Source organism: Paenibacillus glucanolyticus NBRC 15330, assembly GCF_004000885.1.
In the GTDB taxonomy this organism is placed as follows: domain Bacteria; phylum Bacillota; class Bacilli; order Paenibacillales; family Paenibacillaceae; genus Paenibacillus_AQ; species Paenibacillus_AQ glucanolyticus.
The window spans coordinates 159,032-177,052 of record NZ_BIMC01000002.1; the positions used below are offsets into that span (position 1 = coordinate 159,032).

Below are 18,021 nucleotides of genomic sequence, written 5' to 3' on the forward strand. Positions count from 1 at the left end.
AATAGATATTTAAAAGGATGGATGGAGAATGGCATACAAGTTGGTGGCACTGGATGTTGACGGAACGCTGCTGAACGATGATCATGAAATTACGGAAAAAACCAGAAACACCGTCATGGAAGCTGCAAAACAAGGGGTAGAAATTGTACTGTGCACAGGAAGAGGTCCGCTGAATTCGATTCCTTTTATGAAAAGTATGGGTCTTGGCGGTTATGTTATCAGTCATAACGGCGCGGCAACGGTCGAAGTGGAGACCCAGAAGATTGTGCATCAGTTCGGCATGGATCCCCTTCAGCTCGAGCCCTTCATGAAATACTGCCGTGAGCATGGCGTGCATTTTGACGTGAATACTGCATTTGAGATGTATGTGGACCAAGTGGAGGAGCTTGCTGGCCCTGTTCGGTTTATGTATGAAAACTACTTGATGCTGCCAAGCAACCTCCCGGCATGGGAGGAGCTGTCGGGCCCGGTGGTGAAACTTACGGCTTTCGGCGAGTCGGCCGATATGGACCGGGTTTACGGGGATTGGAGCAAGTGGAACCTCCCACTCAACATGCTGCGAAGCGGGGAGTTCTTTATCGATCTCATGCATCGTGATGCATCCAAAGGAAATGCGCTGAAGCAGCTGGCAGCCAATAGAGGTTATCAACAGGAAGAGGTGCTTGCCATCGGCAATTACTTTAATGATATCACGATGCTGACTTTTGCCGGGATGGGTATTGCGATGGATAATTCTCCTGTGGAAGTAAAGGCTGCTGCCAATGCGGTGACGACTTCAAATAACGAGGATGGCGTACACGAAGCGCTGGTAAAATACTGCTTGTCATAAATCGAATAGGCTAAACAATGAACCCCGCCACAGACACTTGAATCAAGTGCCTGTGGCGGGGTTTTTGTGTGGAATGGGTCTCTTCACAGAGTCCATTCGGAACCGAATGTCATGCATATCCTTCCAAATTTGGATTGACACCCTAATGTTGGCATGCTATTTTTATAAATGAAAATGATAATCATTATCAATTATTTCGAGATGGAGAATACATCTGTTCATCGATTTGATCCAAGGGAGGCTGCTCATGCGTACAGAAGAAGAGCTGAAAATAGAAGATTACATGTTGGATTCGGACCGGAATGGAAAAACCAGCCTGGTTGAGATTAAGGAATATATAGATCGTCATTATAACGAAGCGTTATCCATTTCCCAATTGGCGCAGATGGCTAATATTTGTCCTAAATATTTTGTGGATCTGTTCAAGAAGACCTTTGGTCAGACGACCATTGATTACTTGACCGATGTGCGTATTAATCACGCGAAGCGCCATTTGGTTGAATCCGACGATCGGCTAAGAGATATTGCGCTGAAGGTTGGTTATAAGGATGAATTCTACTTCAGTCGTAAATTCAAGAAGAAGGTGGGCATGTCCCCGACGGAATATGTCAGAAATTCAAGGCAGCTGATTGCGGCCTGCTCTTCATCCATCATTGGGCAGCTGGTGGCACTGAATGTCATACCCGCGGCCGCGCCTCTTGATGCCAAGTGGACCCCATACTACTACAATGCCTACAACTCGGAGATCAAGTCCCGGCTGAAACTTACGTCCCCCTACCCGGATAGCCGATTCGAAGAGAATATCGAGCAGTTATTTCGCGCAAAGCCTGATGTCATTATCGGTATGGATCATCTTGGTCCAGACAATATCAGCAAGCTGAAGCATATTGCTCCTACCTTGATCGTTTCATCCCGTGCAGGATGGAGGGATCAGCTTAGGACAATCGCCGCTTTTTTGAGCAAAGAAGAACAGGGGGCATTATGGATCGAGCAGTATGAACAGAGAGTCCGGTATGCACGCTCGCAAATGCGGCAAGTGGTTGGAAAAGAGAAAGTCATCGCGCTGCGGATATACGGCTCGAACCTCTATATATATGGTAACCGGGGGCTTGGGGAAGTGCTGTATCAGGATTTGCAGCTGATTGCTCCCTGCGCTTTGGATGCCAACCATAATCAGCCGATTTCGCTGGATGATCTGCTGGAGTGCAATCCTGGCCGGATCCTGATTGCGGTATGCCCTGAAGCCGCCTCTCGCCGCAGTTGGCTTGCGCTTCAGTATTCTGCCAAATGGCACAAACTCAGAGCCGTCGCTCAAGGTGGTGTATATATGATCTCGTCCGATCCCTGGTTTGAATATTCTGCGCTTGCGGTTACGAGAATGCTGGACGAGGCGCTGCTGCTGTTTACAGGAGATAGTCCAAATGGAGTTCTGGATAAAAGCCATGGTGAATCTTTTGCCACATAATATATACTCGACTTAATTGAGAATCATTATCACAGGAGGAGATTGATTGTGGCAAAACGTGTGAACCGTGTAGAGGGTAGTTGGAGAATCAAAATATCAGCAATTGTGTGCTGTGTACTCGTCATAGGCTTGCTGTCAGGCTGTGGGGACAAGGGCGATTCCGGGACAGCGGATGGTGATCAGCAGGCAACAAAGAATGCAGCGACTGAAGTCTCTAATGCAGGAGAAGGCGGCGACAAATCGACAGAGGAAACGCAGACGCCTGATGAGGTGGCAGCTGCAGGGGAGGAACGGACGGTTACGGATGAACTTGGGCATGAAGTTAAAATTCCGGCCGACGTGAGTAAAGTATTCGCACCTAATATGGAGGATTCATTGTTGAAGCTGGGTGTGAAGCCTGTTGCACAGTGGGCTAACGGCAAGATCGGACATGCCTATTTGCAGGAGGAGCTGAATGGCATCCCTCTGATTGATTTTTCAGGAGGCTTGCCTTCACCGGAAGCGTTAATGTCCTATGAGCCGGATCTTATCGTACTGCATACAGAAACTTACGCAGCGGATGGAACTTATGAGAAATATGCCAAAATCGCGCCGACGTATGTGTTTAAGAATGCCTCCGGCAATGTTGAGAAGTCTCTGGCAACGCTGGGGGTTCTGCTGGGGAAAGCTCCAGAGGCTGACGAAGCCCTGGCCAACTATAGGCAAAAAGCAAGCGAAGCGAAAGATAAGCTCAGTCAGGTGGTTGGGGACAAGAAGGTTGCCATTATTCGTTTTGCACCTAGAGGTGTCAGTCTGATGGGCGGAAATTATCTGTGCGGGTTCGTTATTCATCAGGATCTAGGGCTTGGCAAGTCCAAGCTTGTCGAGAACGAAAATGCGGCTAACATCTCATTAGAGATCCTTCCTCAGCTGGATGCGGACTATGTTTTTGTAATTAACGCTTATGATCAAGGAACCGAGCGCATGAAGGAAATGACGGAAAGCCAGATCTGGAAGAGCATGCCTGCTGTCAAGAATGGGCAGGTGTATGAAGCAAATAACGCTTACTGGCTTGGAAGTGGCCTCATTGCATACGAGAAAATCGTAGACGATGTCGTTCGCTCCATTACGGGTCAATAGGGAGGGCATCATGAGCAATCCTATACTCCATCTGGATATGATGCGTCGCAGTGTCGAGCTGTCAAATGCAGAGCATTGGGTAAAACAGTCGAGTGCAGGGCATCGCCGCTATCGGATCATGGCCGCACAGCCGATGGGGCAGGCTCCTCCGGCAGGGTATCCAGTTATTTATTTGTTAGACGGCAACAGCGTGTTCCATACGATGGTCGAAACCCTGCGTCTGCAGTGTCATCGACCGGACAAAACGGGGATTCTGCCTGCTGTCATTATCGGTATCGGTTATGAGACGGAGGGGCAGTACGCTCCGGACCGGTTCTATGATTACACGCCTTTTCCCAATACGAAATTCAGGAACAAGTTTGATGGCAACTCGGTACCGGAACAGGGGGGAGCGGCTGAATTCCTGCAATTTATGGAGGAGGACTTGAAGCCGCAGATCGAAAGCGAGTTTAACATTGACCGTAATCGCCAGGCGATATTCGGCCATTCACTTGGCGGATTGTTCACGCTGTATGCCATGTTCAGCAAACCGCAGGCATTCAGATATTACATTGCAGGGAGTCCTTCCATTCATTGGAATCAGGAGTATCTGCGTGAGATGGAACAGCGCTTTACCGAGCGTGTGAAGGAAGATCCGCTCCAGGTGCGGCTGATGCTTGGCGCGGGAGAACTGGAGAGGTCTCATGTGACTGGCAATTGCATAAGCGCTTGTCAGCTCGCAGAACGCTTGGCTCCTCTGTCGGGATACGGCATTCATGCTGAATTTAAGGAGTTTGAGAGCGAAGGGCATCTCTCTGTGCTGCCCGTCCTCATAAGCAAAGCCTTGAGGTTTGCGCTCAATCCTGATGACTAAGGAGTTGAATGATATGGAGTATGCAGGTATCCGAGGAAAAGTGGCACTCGTGACCGGGGCTGCCCAAGGTATTGGGGAGGCGGTGGCACGAGCTCTCGCTCAGCAAGGAGCCATTGTGGCGGCTTGCGATCAGAAGGAGGCTGAGCTGATCAGCCTCGCCGCTGATTTAAGCCAATCGGATGCGCTAGCAGCCGCTTATCAAGTCGATGTCGGTCACAGCGCCGATGTCGAAGCTGCTGTTGAGCGAATCGAGAGCGAGCTTGGTCCGATTGATATTCTCGTTAATGTCGCGGGTGTGCTGCGAATCGGCGGGATTGATTCACTGGATGACGAGGATTGGCAGACGCATTTTAACGTCAATACAAACGGCGTGTTCTACACGTCGCGTTCCGTTGTGCGGCGTATGGCGAGACGCAATAGAGGGGCTATCATAACGGTCGGATCGAATGCGTCCAAAGTTCCGCGTGCACAGATGTCTGCCTATGCTTCCTCCAAGGCAGCATCGACCATGTTCACGAAATGTTTGGCACTCGAATATGCCCGTCATCACATCCGATGCAATGTCGTTTCTCCCGGCTCTACCGATACAGAGATGCAGCGTTTGTTATGGAGGGGCGGTCAAGGGGCAGAGTCTGTCATTGAGGGTTCGCTTGAATCCTTTCGTGTCGGCATACCGCTGGGCAAAATCGCACTTCCTTCCGATATTGCGGATGCTGTTCTGTTTCTGGCATCCGATCAGGCAGGACATATTACGATGCAGGATTTGTGCGTAGATGGCGGTGCGATTTTGGGCTGCTGAGGATTCTCGGATTGTACGAGATTCCAAAAAAAATATGGGTAGGCTCATAAGCAGAGAGGAGACTGTAATGTTACGCTATGATGCTCCAACCGCAGCCGAGGCTGCGAAACTTATGGAACAATATCGGTCGGGTTCGTCTTTCTTCTTCTCATCGCCGCGCAAGACGTTATTAACGCATGGAGAGTATTCGAGGCTGTCGATCCCCTCGGGAAACGACAACAGGTCGCTGCCGGAACGTGTAGCGGAGCTGCTGGGAGCAGCGAAGCAAGCGGGACGAACGGAAGCCGTGGTTGTAGGTGCCATCCCTTTTAACACATTGCAACCGGCAAACCTGTTTATCCCCCTTACAGCACAGTGGTATGACTTACTTCAATTCACAACGGGAGAAGCGCCCGAAAGACCGCAAATTTCCGGTTATGAAGTACAGCCTGTTCCGGGACCCGCGCAATTCAAGCAAGGCGTAGACCGTGTGCTGGAGCTGATCCGGCAAGATGTACTCCAGAAAGCCGTGCTTTCCCGAACATTATACATCCATCTTCCCCAGGCCTTGCAAATTCCTCAAATCTTGTATCACTTAGCATATTATCACGCTCATGGTTATACCTTTGCGGTTCCATTGCTGCCGGAATTATCGCTCTCCACCAGTCCTGATGCCATTGCATCGACACGAACGCTATTCGGTGCAAGTCCCGAGCTGCTCGTTACGAAGAAGGGGCTCCGGATTCAAGCTAATCCATTGGCCGGCTCTGCAGCGCGCAGTGAGGATCCGGTTGAAGATGAGCGGCGGGCGGCGGCGCTGCTGTCCTCCGCGAAGGACAGATACGAACATGCGGTTGTCATTGATGCGGTGGCAGCTGCTTTACAGCCTTATTGCAGCAAGCTGGACGTTCCCCCAGGCCCTTCGCTTATACAGACGAAGGCCATGTGGCATCTGTCTACTGAAATCAACGGCGTGCTGAAGGATGATGCGGTGACGTCACTGGATCTTGCCCTGGCAATGCATCCGACACCAGCGATATGCGGTACGCCCAGCGATGCGGCCCGGAATGTCATTCAAGAGATCGAGCCGTTTGATCGCGGCTTCTATTCGGGAGCCGTGGGCTGGTTGGATGCAAACGGGGACGGAGAGTGGGCTGTCACGATTCGCTGTGCGGAAACGGAAGGGCAATTCATGCGGGTATTTGCGGGGGCCGGCATTGTGACAGGCTCAGATGCAGATGCAGAGCTGGCCGAGACGTCAGCTAAATTCCGCACGATCCTGGCTGCTATGGGCTTGAACGAACAACAACCGATGACTCTGAAGGAGGAATAAGCCATGTTGGCAGGATGGAGGGCTTGGCCTGAGGAATTTGCGAACCGTTATCGCGCGGAAGGATGCTGGCAGGGAGAAACCTTCGGACAGCTGCTGCGGAAGCGGGCCGCAGCAGACGGAGAACGGATCGCAGTCGTGAGCGGTGATCAGCGGATCAGTTATGCGGAGCTGGACCATCGAGTGGACCGTTTGGCTGCCGGTTTTCTTAAACTCGGAATTAAGGCCGAGGATCGAATTATCGTTCAGCTCCCGAATATAGCGCAATTTATCGATACGATATTCGCGCTGTTCCGGATCGGGGCGCTGCCTGTCTTTGCTTTGCCTGTTCATCGCAGGAGCGAAATCGTCTATTTATGCGGGTTCAGCGAGGCGGCTGCCTATATCATTACAGACAAGGACTCGGGATTTGATTACCGGGAATTAGCGTCTCAAGTCCAAGCATCGGTCCCATCGCTTCGTCATGTCATCGTGGCAGGCGACCCGGGTTCGGGGGCATTTACCTCCCTGGACGATTTGTATATAGATGCCGCGAACGAAGTGTACGACCGGTTAGACGCGGAGGGTCCTGATTCTGGCGACGTTGCATTCTTGCAGCTGTCGGGAGGAACGACCGGGCTTCCAAAGCTCATTCCGCGCACGCATGACGATTATATATACAGCCTGCGCGTTAGTGCGGAAGTATGTGCTCTCCATAAGGAGAGCGTCTACTTGGCCGTACTTCCGGTCGCCCATAATTTTCCGCTCAGCTCGCCGGGCGTGCTGGGGACATTGTATGCGGGAGGTTGCGTGGTGCTTGCCCGTTCAGCCAGTCCCGATGTCGCATTTCCTCTTATAAGATCAGAGGCAGTGACGATTACGGCTGTCGTTCCGCCACTGGCCTTGATCTGGCTTGAGGCGGCTCAATCCCGTCATTATGATCTGTCTCATCTGCAGGTGCTGCAGGTTGGCGGGGCCAAATTCAGTGCCGAGGCAGCCAAGCGGGTGAAAAGGGTCCTGGGCTGCACGTTACAGCAAGTATACGGAATGGCGGAAGGCTTGGTGAATTATACCAGGCTGGATGATCCTGAAGAAATCACGGTGAATACACAGGGGCGACCGATGTCGCCGTTCGATGAAGTGCGGTTGGTCGATGAGGATGATGTTGAGGTACCTCCCGGTGAGGTAGGGGAGCTGCTGACACGAGGACCCTATACCATTCGCGGTTATTATAAAGCGGATAAACATAATGAGAGGGCATTTACGTCAGACGGCTTTTATCGTACGGGCGATCTTGCAAGCATGACGCCTTCCGGTTACTTGGTAATTGAAGGCCGTTCGAAGGATCAGATTAACCGCGGAGGCGATAAAGTAGCGGCAGAGGAGGTTGAGAATCATCTGCTTGCCCATCCGAACGTGCACGACGCAGCTGCGGTAGCCATGCCGGACGAGTTTCTTGGCGAGCGGACCTGTGCTTTTGTGATCGTGCATGATCCTGCCATCAGCGGCAATGAGCTGAAGGCTTTTCTTAGAAAAAGAGGGCTGGCTGCATATAAAATCCCCGATCGGGTGGAGTTTATGGAATCCTTCCCCCACACCGGGGTAGGCAAAGTGAGCAAAAAGAGTCTGCGTGAACTTGCGGCACAACAGCAGGATGAACGGGTGAACGTTTCAAAATAAACGAGAAAAGAGGAGATAGGATGGCACTTCCTAAGATATTACCTTATCCAATGCCTGTGGAGACAGATTTACCCAAGAACAAGGTGACGTGGACGGCGGACCCGAGTCGTGCCGTGCTGCTCATCCACGATATGCAGCAATATTTCGTTGATGCATTTACACCTGATCAATCTCCTGTCGTGGAGTTGATCGCCAATATTCAGAAGCTGCGTCTTTACTGTACAGAGCTGGAGATTCCGGTTATCTATTCCGCACAGCCTGGCGGCCAGGCGCCCGAGCAGCGCGGCCTGCTGCAGGATTTCTGGGGGTCCGGCATCGATGACGGACCCTATCAGAAAAAGTTCGTTGATGCGGTTGCGCCTGCTGAACAAGATATGCTCCTAACCAAATGGAGATACAGCGCATTCCAAAAAACGAATTTGCTGGAGATTTTGCGTGAGCAAGGGAGAGACCAGTTGATGATATGCGGCATCTATGCGCATATTGGCTGCTTGTTGACTGCCAGCGAGGCCTTTATGAAGGATATTCAGCCCTTCTTCATTGCGGATGCACTTGCGGATTTCTCGGAAGAGAAGCATCATCTGGCGCTTACCTACGCTGCAGAACGATGCGCTGTAACACTGACGACGGAACGCCTTGTCACCTCGCTGACCCAAGCTTACCGGCCCGAGTCTGAGGGGGTTGGATCGTTCGGCGGAGGAATGGATGAAAGGGTAGCTGTGGAAGAACAACCCCTGCTGACACTGCAAAGACTTCGAGATGAAGTGGCAGCCCTATTACAGGAGGAGTCTGCTAATCTGGGCGAAACCGAAAATCTGATCGAATACTGGGGACTGGATTCCATTCGAATTATGAGTTTGACCGAGCGTTTGCGTCGCGACGGCATCGATATCAGCTTTGTGGAATTAGCTGAACATCCCACACTGGCCGATTGGTGGAAGCTGCTCTCAATCAAGATGAGTGTGTCGCCGCCTAATTATGATTACTATACGGTATAGAGGGAGGGGATTTATATGCTTGAGGAGAAGAGGGGGCGCTGTTCTCTGTCCGGAGCTCAGCTGGGTATTTGGTTTGCGCAGCAGCTTGATCCAGACAACCCGATATTCAACACAGCGGAATGCATTGAGATACGCGGTCCTGTAGATCAGACTCTATTCGAAACGGCTGTACGACAAGCGGTGGGGGAGGCGGAAGCCTTACACGTTCGCTTCGGTGAAGATGCGGACGGTCCTTGGCAGTATATCGTTCCTTCCCCGGAGTGGCAGCTTCAGGTTATCGATGTCAGCGGGCAGGATGACCCGGTTCATGCTGCCCAATGTTGGATGGAGCACGACCTTGCCCAAGTTGTAGATCTGAGCCGAGGGCCGTTGTTCACGGAGGCACTGCTCAAGCTGGCATCCGATCGCTACTATTGGTATCAGCGCATTCATCATATCGTAATCGACGGTTTCGGCGTATCGCTGCTGTTAAAAAAAGTTGCCCAGGTTTATACGGCATTAGCAGGCGGTGGATATTCTGAACCAGCTGCTTTTGGCCCATTTCGTACGATCCTGGAAGAAGATACGGCTTATCGCATGTCCCAACAGGTCGAGGCGGATCGTCAGTTCTGGCTGAAGCGCTTTGCTGATGAACCGGAGGTTGTCAGTTTAGGCGGCCACGCCCAGCGGTCTGCACGGAGCTTCCTGCGCCGATCTGCGCAGCTTCCCGAATCTGCGCTGCATCGCTGGCAGTCAACCGCTCAAGCAACAGGGACAAGCTGGCCGGACGTCGTTGCAGCTGCAGCGGCTCTGTACGTACATCGTATAACAGGGGCAAATGAGGTTGTGCTTGGCTTGCCGGTCATGTGTCGACTAGGCTCAGCCTCGATCCGTGTTCCAGGCATGATGATGAATTTGCTGCCGCTTCGCGTGTTTGTACGGCCCGATATGAGTCTGATGGAGCTGCTGCAGCAGGTCGCAGCAGAGATTCGCGACATCAAGCGTCATCAACGCTACAGGCATCAGGACATTCGACGTGATCTTAAGCTGCTGGCGGATAACCGCAGGCTGTTCGGGCCGATGGTGAATGTGATGCCCTTTGTAGAGGAATTAAATTTTGGAGGATACGGCGGCAGCGTCCGCAATCTTGGCTCCGGTCCCGTGGATGATCTGTCATTGAACGTGTATGGTAGCATGGATGGGAACGGGCTGAGGATGGATATGGATGCCAATCCGTCCATTTACAGCGAAGAGGAGTTAGAGTCCCATTTACACCGCTATTTGTATCTGCTTGATAGTCTTGCAGACGCTGAACCGGCTGATCCTGTCGGAGGCTTGTCGATTATCCTGCCAGAAGAACGGGACAGAGTGCTCCTGGAGTGGAATGATACAGCGCGTCCATTACCGAGGCTAAGTGTACCGAAATTGTTCGAAATGCAGGCCGCACGCACCCCGAAGGCGGAGGCGGTCGTATGTGAAGCGTTAACGCTTCGTTACGAGGAGCTGAACAGGGACGCTAATCGCCTGGCTCATATGCTTATTGCTCGCGGTGTAGGTCCTGACCGAATCGTTGCCATATCGCTGCCGCGTTCTCTGGATATGGTTGTTGCGATTCTGGCTGTGCATAAGGCCGGAGCGGCCTATTTGCCGATAGATCCGGATTATCCGTCCGAACGGATCGCTTACATGCTTGAAGATGCGAAGCCGATGTGTCTGATTACGGCACAGGAGCTGGCTGAGGATTTTGGCAAAATGATAAGAACAGAAGCTATTGTAGCGTTGGATGCACCGGCCACCCTCCATGATCTGGAGCGGCAGGCCGTTCATAATCCCGGAGATGACGACCGCATTAGCTCGCTGTTGCCGCTTCACCCTTCCTACGTCATCTACACCTCCGGTTCGACAGGGCGCCCGAAAGGGGTGATGCTCACTTTTGAAGGACTTGCCAATCTACTTCTGGATATGCAGGAGCGCATTGAGATCGGTGAACAGGATCGCCTCCTGTCGGTTACTACCATTTCCTTCGATATCTCGGTGATGGAGGTGCTCCTGCCGCTGACATGCGGCTCGACACTCGACATTGTCATGAGGGATACCATTCTCGACGCACCGGCTCTTATTCGCAGAATCCATGAGACGGGCGCTACCATTATGCAGGCTACTCCGACGTTATGGCAGTCGATTGTTGCTTGCCGTCCCGGGAAGTTTAAGGGGCTGAAAGTCATTACAGGCGGCGAAGCCCTGCCGGTTGGACTTAAGCTTGCGCTTCAGGAACTGAACTGCGAAGTGAATAATCAGTATGGCCCGACCGAAACGACGATTTATTCAACGGCTGCCAAGCTTGACCATGAACGCGAGAAGCCATCCATAGGGGGGGCGATCTGGAACACGAGGTTATATGTGCTCGATACGTCACTCTCTCCGGCACCTCCTGGCGTAGCTGGCGAGCTGTACATTGCAGGATCCGGACTGGGCCGGGGCTACTTGGGCCGACCCGACCTGACCGCAGAACGGTTTGTGGCCGATCCCTTCGGTCCACCCGGATCCCGAATGTATAGAACAGGCGACCTCGCCAGATGGCTGCCGAACGGCTGGATTGATTATTTGGGGCGTGCCGATCATCAGATCAAGCTGCGCGGATTCCGTATCGAGACCGGAGAGATTGAGTCTGTGCTTGTCACTCATCCGGATGTGGAGCAGGCTGCCGTCATCGTTCGCGAGGATCGTGCAGGTGATCGCCGGCTAGTCGCTTACATCGTACCGGCATTATCAGCTTCATCTGGTTTGATAGATACAGCAGAACTGCGGCGCTACGCCTCCCTGAAACTGGCCGAATATATGGTGCCGTCTGTCATCGTAAGACTTGAGACCATGCCGTTAACTCCGAATAAGAAGGTGGATCGTAAAGCGCTGCCTGTGCCCGATCATCATGCGGCGATTGGCCGTATGCCGCGAACTCCGCAAGAGGAAATGCTCTGCAGAATTTTTGCTGAGGTGCTTGGCTTGCCCCGGGTAACGATAGATGATGATTTCTTCGCGCTTGGCGGTCATTCCTTGCTTGCCGGTAGGGTGATGGTTCGTGTCCGCGAGGCTTTCGGCGTAGAGCTGAGCATCGGAAGTTTGTTTGAAGCTTCAACAGCAGCGAGTCTGGTGAAGCGGCTTGACCATGCACAAGAGGCAAGACATGCGGTTCGCCCGGCTGAACGGTCAGAGCGTCTCCCGCTGTCGTTTGCCCAGCAGCGATTATGGTTCCTGTATCGACTGGAGGGGCCAAGCCCAACCTATAATATTCCGCTTGTGGCTCGCCTGTCGGGTACGCTGGATCTGGATGCATTGAAGTCGGCACTGGGGGATGTAGCCGCTCGGCATGAATCGCTGCGTACGATATACCCGGATGATCTGGGTGCTTCATATCAGTTTATCTTAGCCATTGAGGAGGCAAGGCCTGAGCTGATTGTATCCGAAATAAGCGAAGCAGATCTGCCTGAGCGGTTAGCTGAGGCTGTCCGATACCGTTTCGAGTTAGCAAGCGAGATTTCCTTGCGCGTAGAGTTATTCAAGCTGGGTGATGATGAATATGTGCTTCTGCTGCTGCTGCATCATATTGCAGGAGATGGCTGGTCGCTAACCCCGTTAACACGGGATCTGTCCCACGCCTATGCGGCACGGTGCCAGAGGAGTACCCCTGGGTTGCCTCCGCTTCCAGTTCAATATGCAGACTATGCGATCTGGCAGGAAGAGCTGCTTGGCAGCTCGGGAGACGAGAGCAGTCTGATCAATCGCCAGCTGGATTATTGGAGAGGCGCACTTCGCGGCTTGCCGGAGCAATTGGATCTGCCAACCGATTATCCAAGACCGGCAGTGGCCAGTTATCAGGGAGGAAGCGTGTCGTTTCCGATTACGCGCGAGCTGCATCAACAGTTAAATGCACTGGGGCAGAACAACAGGGCTACTTTATTTATGATATTTCAGTCTGCCATGGCGGCACTGTTCACCAACCTCGGCGCGGGAACGGACATCCCGATTGGCAGTCCCGTCTCGGGCCGGAACGACGACAATTTGGACAACCTGATCGGCTTCTTCATTAATACGCTTGTGTTTCGTGTCGATACCTCAGATGATCCGTCATTCACTGAACTGCTGCAACGCGTACGGGAGATGAGCCTGGCTGCGTTCGAGCATCAGGACGTGCCGTTCGAACGCCTAGTAGAGGCACTGAACCCACGGCGTTCCCGGGCGCGGCACCCGCTCTTCCAGGTGATGCTGGTTCTGCAGAATACACCGGAAGCCTCGCTTGATCTGCCTGGAATTACGTCCAGCTTGCAGCTGCAAAGCGTGGGTACGGCGAAGTTTGACTTAACGTTCGAGTTGACCGAGCGCCGGGATGCAAACGGCGAGCCTGACGGATTGGACGGATGGATCGAATTCAGCACAGACTTGTTCAAACATAGTTCTGTGGAAGCGATGGCGGAACGGTTTGTGCGTGTGTTGGAGAGTGCTGTCATTGAACCAAGTAAATCAATCAGCAAACTTGATATTTTGACTGAACAAGAACGTGAGGAAATGAGACAGCAGTGGAGCACTCCGCTGCCTGTCTCGAAGCAGGCTACCATACCCCAGCAGTTTGAAGCACAGGTAGGCCGCTCGCCTCTTTCGACAGCCATCGTCTGTGATGGCGAATCGCTGAGTTATGAGGAGCTGAACGAGCGTGCGAACCAGCTTGCTCATATGTTAATCGCGTCAGGTGTCGGTACGGAACAGATTGTGGCTCTGGCACTCCCGCGTTCTATCGAAATGGTGATTGGTATTCTGGCTGCACTCAAGGCGGGAGCCGCATATCTGCCGCTGGATCCGGAATATCCGGCGGATCGACTGGCTTATATGATGGAGCATGCTTCTCCAGTATGTCTCCTGGCAAGTGTTCAGGTGATGGATCAGCTCCCGAATTCAGCAAGTGTGCAGCGTATTGTAATCGATGAGCCTGAGCAGGCTCTGCGACTGCAGCGCTATTCCAAGCAGAATCCAAGCGATCTTGAGCGACACCGGCCGCTTATGCCGCAAAGTGCGGCCTACATCATCTATACATCCGGATCTACGGGCAAGCCCAAGGGTGTGCTTGTACCGCATCAGAATGTCATCCGGTTATTTACGTCTACTGAGCATTGGTTTCATTTTGATGAGACGGATGTGTGGACTTTGTTCCACTCCTATGCCTTTGATTTCTCGGTATGGGAAATATGGGGACCGTTGTTGTACGGCGGGCTACTTGTAGTTGTTCCCCATACGATCAGCAGGTCGCCGGATGAAATGCTAAGCTTGCTGTCCCAAGAAGGCGTAACGGTGCTGAACCAGACTCCATCGGCGTTCTATCAATTGATACAGGCGGATCGGGAGCAACCGGAGACGGGAAGGAATTTGGCGCTAAGGTACGTTGTATTCGGCGGCGAGGCTTTGGAGCTTGGGCGGCTGGACGACTGGTACCAGCTTCATGCTGATGATGCCCCGCGCCTTGTTAATATGTACGGCATAACGGAGACGACCGTTCATGTCAGCTATTTGGAGCTGAACCGATATAGCGCGATGCCGGGAGCTAGCAGCCTCATCGGAGAATCCATCCCGGATCTTCGGGTATATGTGCTGGATTCCAAACTCCAGCCCGTTCCGTATGGCGTAACCGGCGAGATGTACGTCGCGGGGGCGGGGCTGGCACGTGGTTATTGGGGGCGTCCCGACTTGACAGCCGATCGGTTTGTTGCAGATCCTTATGGTCCCCCAGGTACGAGAATGTATCGGACCGGAGATTTGGCAAAGCGATTTGCCGATGGCACACTGGATTACTTGGGACGTTCTGATCATCAGGTCAAAATACGCGGCTTCCGCATTGAGTTAGGGGAAATTGAATCGGTTCTGATACGCCATGCTGACGTCGCCCAGGTTGCCGTTATCGTGCGTGAAGATCAGCCCGGAGATAAACGGCTTGTCGCCTATGTCGTCAGCCATTCCAATGAGACGTCCTCGGGTGCAGAGCTGCGCCGTTATGCCGCTTCCCTGCTGCCTGACTACATGGTTCCGTGGGCGATCCTATTCATGGACAAGCTGCCGCTTACGCCCAACGGCAAGCTGGATCGCAAGGGGCTGCCAGCCCCGGATATAACGTCTGATGCAGACGGTCGTAATCCGAGAACTCCGCAGGAAGAAGTGTTATGCGAGTTGTTTGCCGAAATATTGGGTGCCAAGAGGGTTGGCATTGACGACAGCTTCTTTGAGCTCGGCGGCCATTCCTTGCTGGCCGTTCGATTGATCAGCCGTGTTCGTGAAGCGCTGGGGAAAGAATTAAGCATTGCAGCTTTGTTCGAAGCACCCACGGTTGCGGGGCTTGTTGACAAGCTCGAGATGGGTGGCGGGAACAGCGCGCTGCAGGTCGTTCTTCCGCTTCGGACACACGGTAATCAAATCCCGCTGTTCTGTGTGCATCCGGCCGGGGGATTGAGCTGGTGTTACGCCGGCTTGATGAAGCATCTTGGCATGAACTATCCGATTTACGGCTTGCAGGCAAGGGGGATCGCCCAAGCGGAGGAGCTGCCGCAATCTTTGGAAGAGATGACGGCAGATTATATCCGCCACATACGTTCCATTCAACCAACGGGACCTTACCGGCTGCTTGGCTGGTCCTTAGGCGGTAACGTCGCTCAGTCCATTGCGGTACAGCTGCAGGAAGCGGGCGAAGACATCGAGTTACTCGCCATACTGGACGCTTATCCCAGTCATTATTTGCCGATCAAGGATGATCCCGATGAAGACGAGGCTTTGACCGCGCTGCTCGCTCTTGGCGGTTTTGACAGGGAAAGTATTGAGGAGGGGCTCGGCGACACGCCATTAACCATTGCGACGGCGCTTGAATTATTGCGTAACGAGAGCAGTGCACTGGCATCCCTTGAAGAAGAAACGATGATGAATCTGAAAACGACCTATGAGAATTCGGTTCAATTGTTGAAGGCCTACGTTCCGAAGCGATTCGAGGGGGATATGTTATTCTTCCATTCCACCATCATTCCCGATTGGTTCGATCCCATTGATCCGGAGATGTGGAACCCTTATGTGGGCGGAGTGATCGAGCGGCATGATATCGAATGCCGGCATAAGGATTTATGCCAGCCGGGTCCGCTTGATTATATCGGCAAGTGTATTCTAGGCAAGCTGGAGGCAGCTGCACATCAAAAGCAGACAACTGATGACGGGAGGGAGCTAATTTATGACAAATCCTTTTGAACAAGCCGATGGCAAATATGTCGTATTGATGAATCATGAGGGACAATATTCGCTTTGGCCGGCTTTCGCGGCTATTCCAGATGGCTGGACTCAAGCGCTGGGGCTTAGCACACGAGAAGAGTGCATGACCTACATCAACGAAAACTGGGTCGATTTACGGCCGCGGAGTTTATATGCGAATGCCGGATCGGCACCGGAAAACAGGCCATGAGCCGTTGGATGAATCCGAAAAAGGTATTATGCATCGTCTATGTGGCAGCGATGTTTGTTGTTGCTATGGACGCCACCGTACTGAACGTTGCACTTCAGACGATCAGTCAGGAGCTTGATGTACCGCCAGCGGCTTCGGGTATTCTGAACGTCGGTTACTTGGTCAGCCTCGCCATCGTTCTGCCGATGGCGGGCTGGCTTGGCGACAAGTGGGGGACAAAGCGGACGTTTCTGCTGGCGCTGGCCATATTTACCGGAGCGTCCGCATTATGCAGTTTTGCCGACAGCTTAACGTCCCTGACGTTATTCAGGGTAATTCAAGGCATCGGCGGAGGTTTACTGACACCGGTCGGCATGGCGATGCTGTTCCGTACATTTCCTCCGCAGGAGCGTGCAAAAGTCTCCCGTTCACTCATTCTGCCGATTGCAATAGCACCAGCAATCGGACCGATTGTGAGCGGTTTGATGGTTGAGCATTTTACTTGGCGGTGGATCTTCTATGTGAACTTGCCAATTGGAATTCCAGCGCTATTGTTCGGGCTGTTCTGGTTGAAGGAACATAAAGAACCGAATGCGGGCAGATTGGACGTACCCGGTTTTCTTCTGTCCGCGCCGGGTCTTGCGCTGCTTATGTACGCGCTCAGCCAGGGACCGCTTCATGGATGGAATGCCCCGCGGGTATGGATCGCAGGACTGGCAGGCATGATATTGCTTGCTGCATTGGTCAAGGTAGAACTGAGCGTCAAGCAGCCGCTGCTGGATCTGCGACTGCTTGGCAACCGCTTGTTCCGAACAACGGGCTTCATTGCGATGTGCGCTTCCGCAGGGCTGCTAGGCATGCTGTATGTATTCCCTTTAATGTATCAGAACGCATTGCATGTCTCAGCGCTGGAAACGGGGCTGACCACGTTCCCTGAAGCCATCGGTCTCATGATTGCCTCACAGCTCGTGCCCTGGACGTATCCCAGGCTTGGTCCGAGACGCGTCATTATCATGGGACTCTTGGCAACGTCGCTTATCCTCATCCTGCTCAGCATGGTGGACGCAAACACAAATCCGTGGTTTATCCGCTGCTTGCTGTTTGGCGTGGGCATTTTCCTGGGCCAAACCGTCGGATCTGTACAGATTGCTGCCTTCGCTACCATTCCGCCAACCTCAATGGGGCGGGCTTCGACTTGGTTCACCGTGCAGAACAGGCTGGGCCCTGCAATCGGCTTGGCTGTGCTGTCTGGCATCCTGGCGGCTGTCGGTACGGGAAGTGTGAACGCAGCAGGGGACATGGAGCCGAATCTGATGGCTTACCGGGCGGCATTGCTTGGAGCAGCAGGATTCCTGCTCATCGGTGTCGGTTTTGCGTGCTGGATTCGGGATTCGGATGCCGCGGCTACGATTCGCAAGCCCGTTGCTTCGAAGCCGGTGAAAGAACAGGCATCTCCGGTTGAAAGTTAAAACAAGATAAAAGTATTTTAGGGTTAGTGATGTTAAGCTCGAGCAGATCGTGTGCAAATGTTAATGATGAGAGCGGCCTTGGT

At 52.9% G+C, this 18,021-nt stretch carries 11 protein-coding genes; all 11 read left to right on the forward strand.

The annotated features are described in order from the left end of the window. The first annotated feature begins 28 nt into the window (after positions 1–28). The 11 genes from PGL02S_RS04500 (at position 29) to PGL02S_RS04550 (ending at position 17,938) form a co-directional block, all read left to right on the forward strand. A complete protein-coding gene (locus tag PGL02S_RS04500) occupies positions 29–829 on the forward strand; it encodes a Cof-type HAD-IIB family hydrolase (RefSeq protein ID WP_006211674.1) in 801 nt (266 codons plus the stop codon). A 247-nt stretch (positions 830–1,076) separates the two neighbouring features. Then, positions 1,077–2,294, forward strand: coding sequence for an AraC family transcriptional regulator (locus tag PGL02S_RS04505; protein WP_036641616.1), 1,218 nt, complete (start codon positions 1,077–1,079; stop codon positions 2,292–2,294). A 48-nt stretch (positions 2,295–2,342) separates the two neighbouring features. Further along, positions 2,343–3,413, forward strand: a complete 1,071-nt coding sequence (locus PGL02S_RS04510; protein ID WP_036641617.1) for an ABC transporter substrate-binding protein — start codon at positions 2,343–2,345, stop codon at positions 3,411–3,413. 10 nt (positions 3,414–3,423) lie between these two features. After that, positions 3,424–4,266 carry an alpha/beta hydrolase gene (locus tag PGL02S_RS04515; RefSeq protein ID WP_036641618.1) on the forward strand — a complete coding sequence of 281 codons (843 nt, stop codon included), beginning with the start codon at positions 3,424–3,426 and terminating at the stop codon, positions 4,264–4,266. Positions 4,267–4,279: 13 nt separating this feature from the next. Next, positions 4,280–5,065, forward strand: coding sequence for a 2,3-dihydro-2,3-dihydroxybenzoate dehydrogenase (locus PGL02S_RS04520; RefSeq protein WP_036641619.1), 786 nt, complete (start codon positions 4,280–4,282; stop codon positions 5,063–5,065). A gap of 67 nt (positions 5,066–5,132) precedes the next feature. After that, the gene (gene dhbC, locus PGL02S_RS04525) at positions 5,133–6,377 is read left to right on the forward strand and encodes an isochorismate synthase DhbC (protein ID WP_036641622.1); all 1,245 of its coding nucleotides are present in this window, start codon (positions 5,133–5,135) and stop codon (positions 6,375–6,377) included. Between the two features lie 3 nt (positions 6,378–6,380). Beyond that, positions 6,381–8,033: a (2,3-dihydroxybenzoyl)adenylate synthase gene (locus PGL02S_RS04530; protein WP_036641624.1), complete on the forward strand. Its 1,653-nt coding sequence runs from the start codon at positions 6,381–6,383 to the stop codon at positions 8,031–8,033. Between the two features lie 20 nt (positions 8,034–8,053). After that, entirely contained in the window at positions 8,054–9,031 is a 978-nt protein-coding gene (locus PGL02S_RS04535; RefSeq protein ID WP_036641627.1) for an isochorismatase family protein, read from the forward strand. Between the two features lie 15 nt (positions 9,032–9,046). Continuing rightward, positions 9,047–16,279 carry an amino acid adenylation domain-containing protein gene (locus PGL02S_RS04540; RefSeq protein ID WP_036641630.1) on the forward strand — a complete coding sequence of 2,411 codons (7,233 nt, stop codon included), beginning with the start codon at positions 9,047–9,049 and terminating at the stop codon, positions 16,277–16,279. Next, positions 16,263–16,490 (forward strand): MbtH family protein, encoded by a 228-nt coding sequence (locus tag PGL02S_RS04545; RefSeq protein WP_006211666.1) that lies wholly within the window; start codon positions 16,263–16,265, stop codon positions 16,488–16,490. The genes PGL02S_RS04540 and PGL02S_RS04545 overlap by 17 nt, the downstream gene beginning before the upstream one ends. Next, complete coding sequence (locus PGL02S_RS04550) at positions 16,487–17,938, forward strand: MDR family MFS transporter (RefSeq protein ID WP_006211665.1); 1,452 nt, start codon at positions 16,487–16,489, stop codon at positions 17,936–17,938. The genes PGL02S_RS04545 and PGL02S_RS04550 overlap by 4 nt, the downstream gene beginning before the upstream one ends. Positions 17,939–18,021 lie beyond the last annotated feature (83 nt).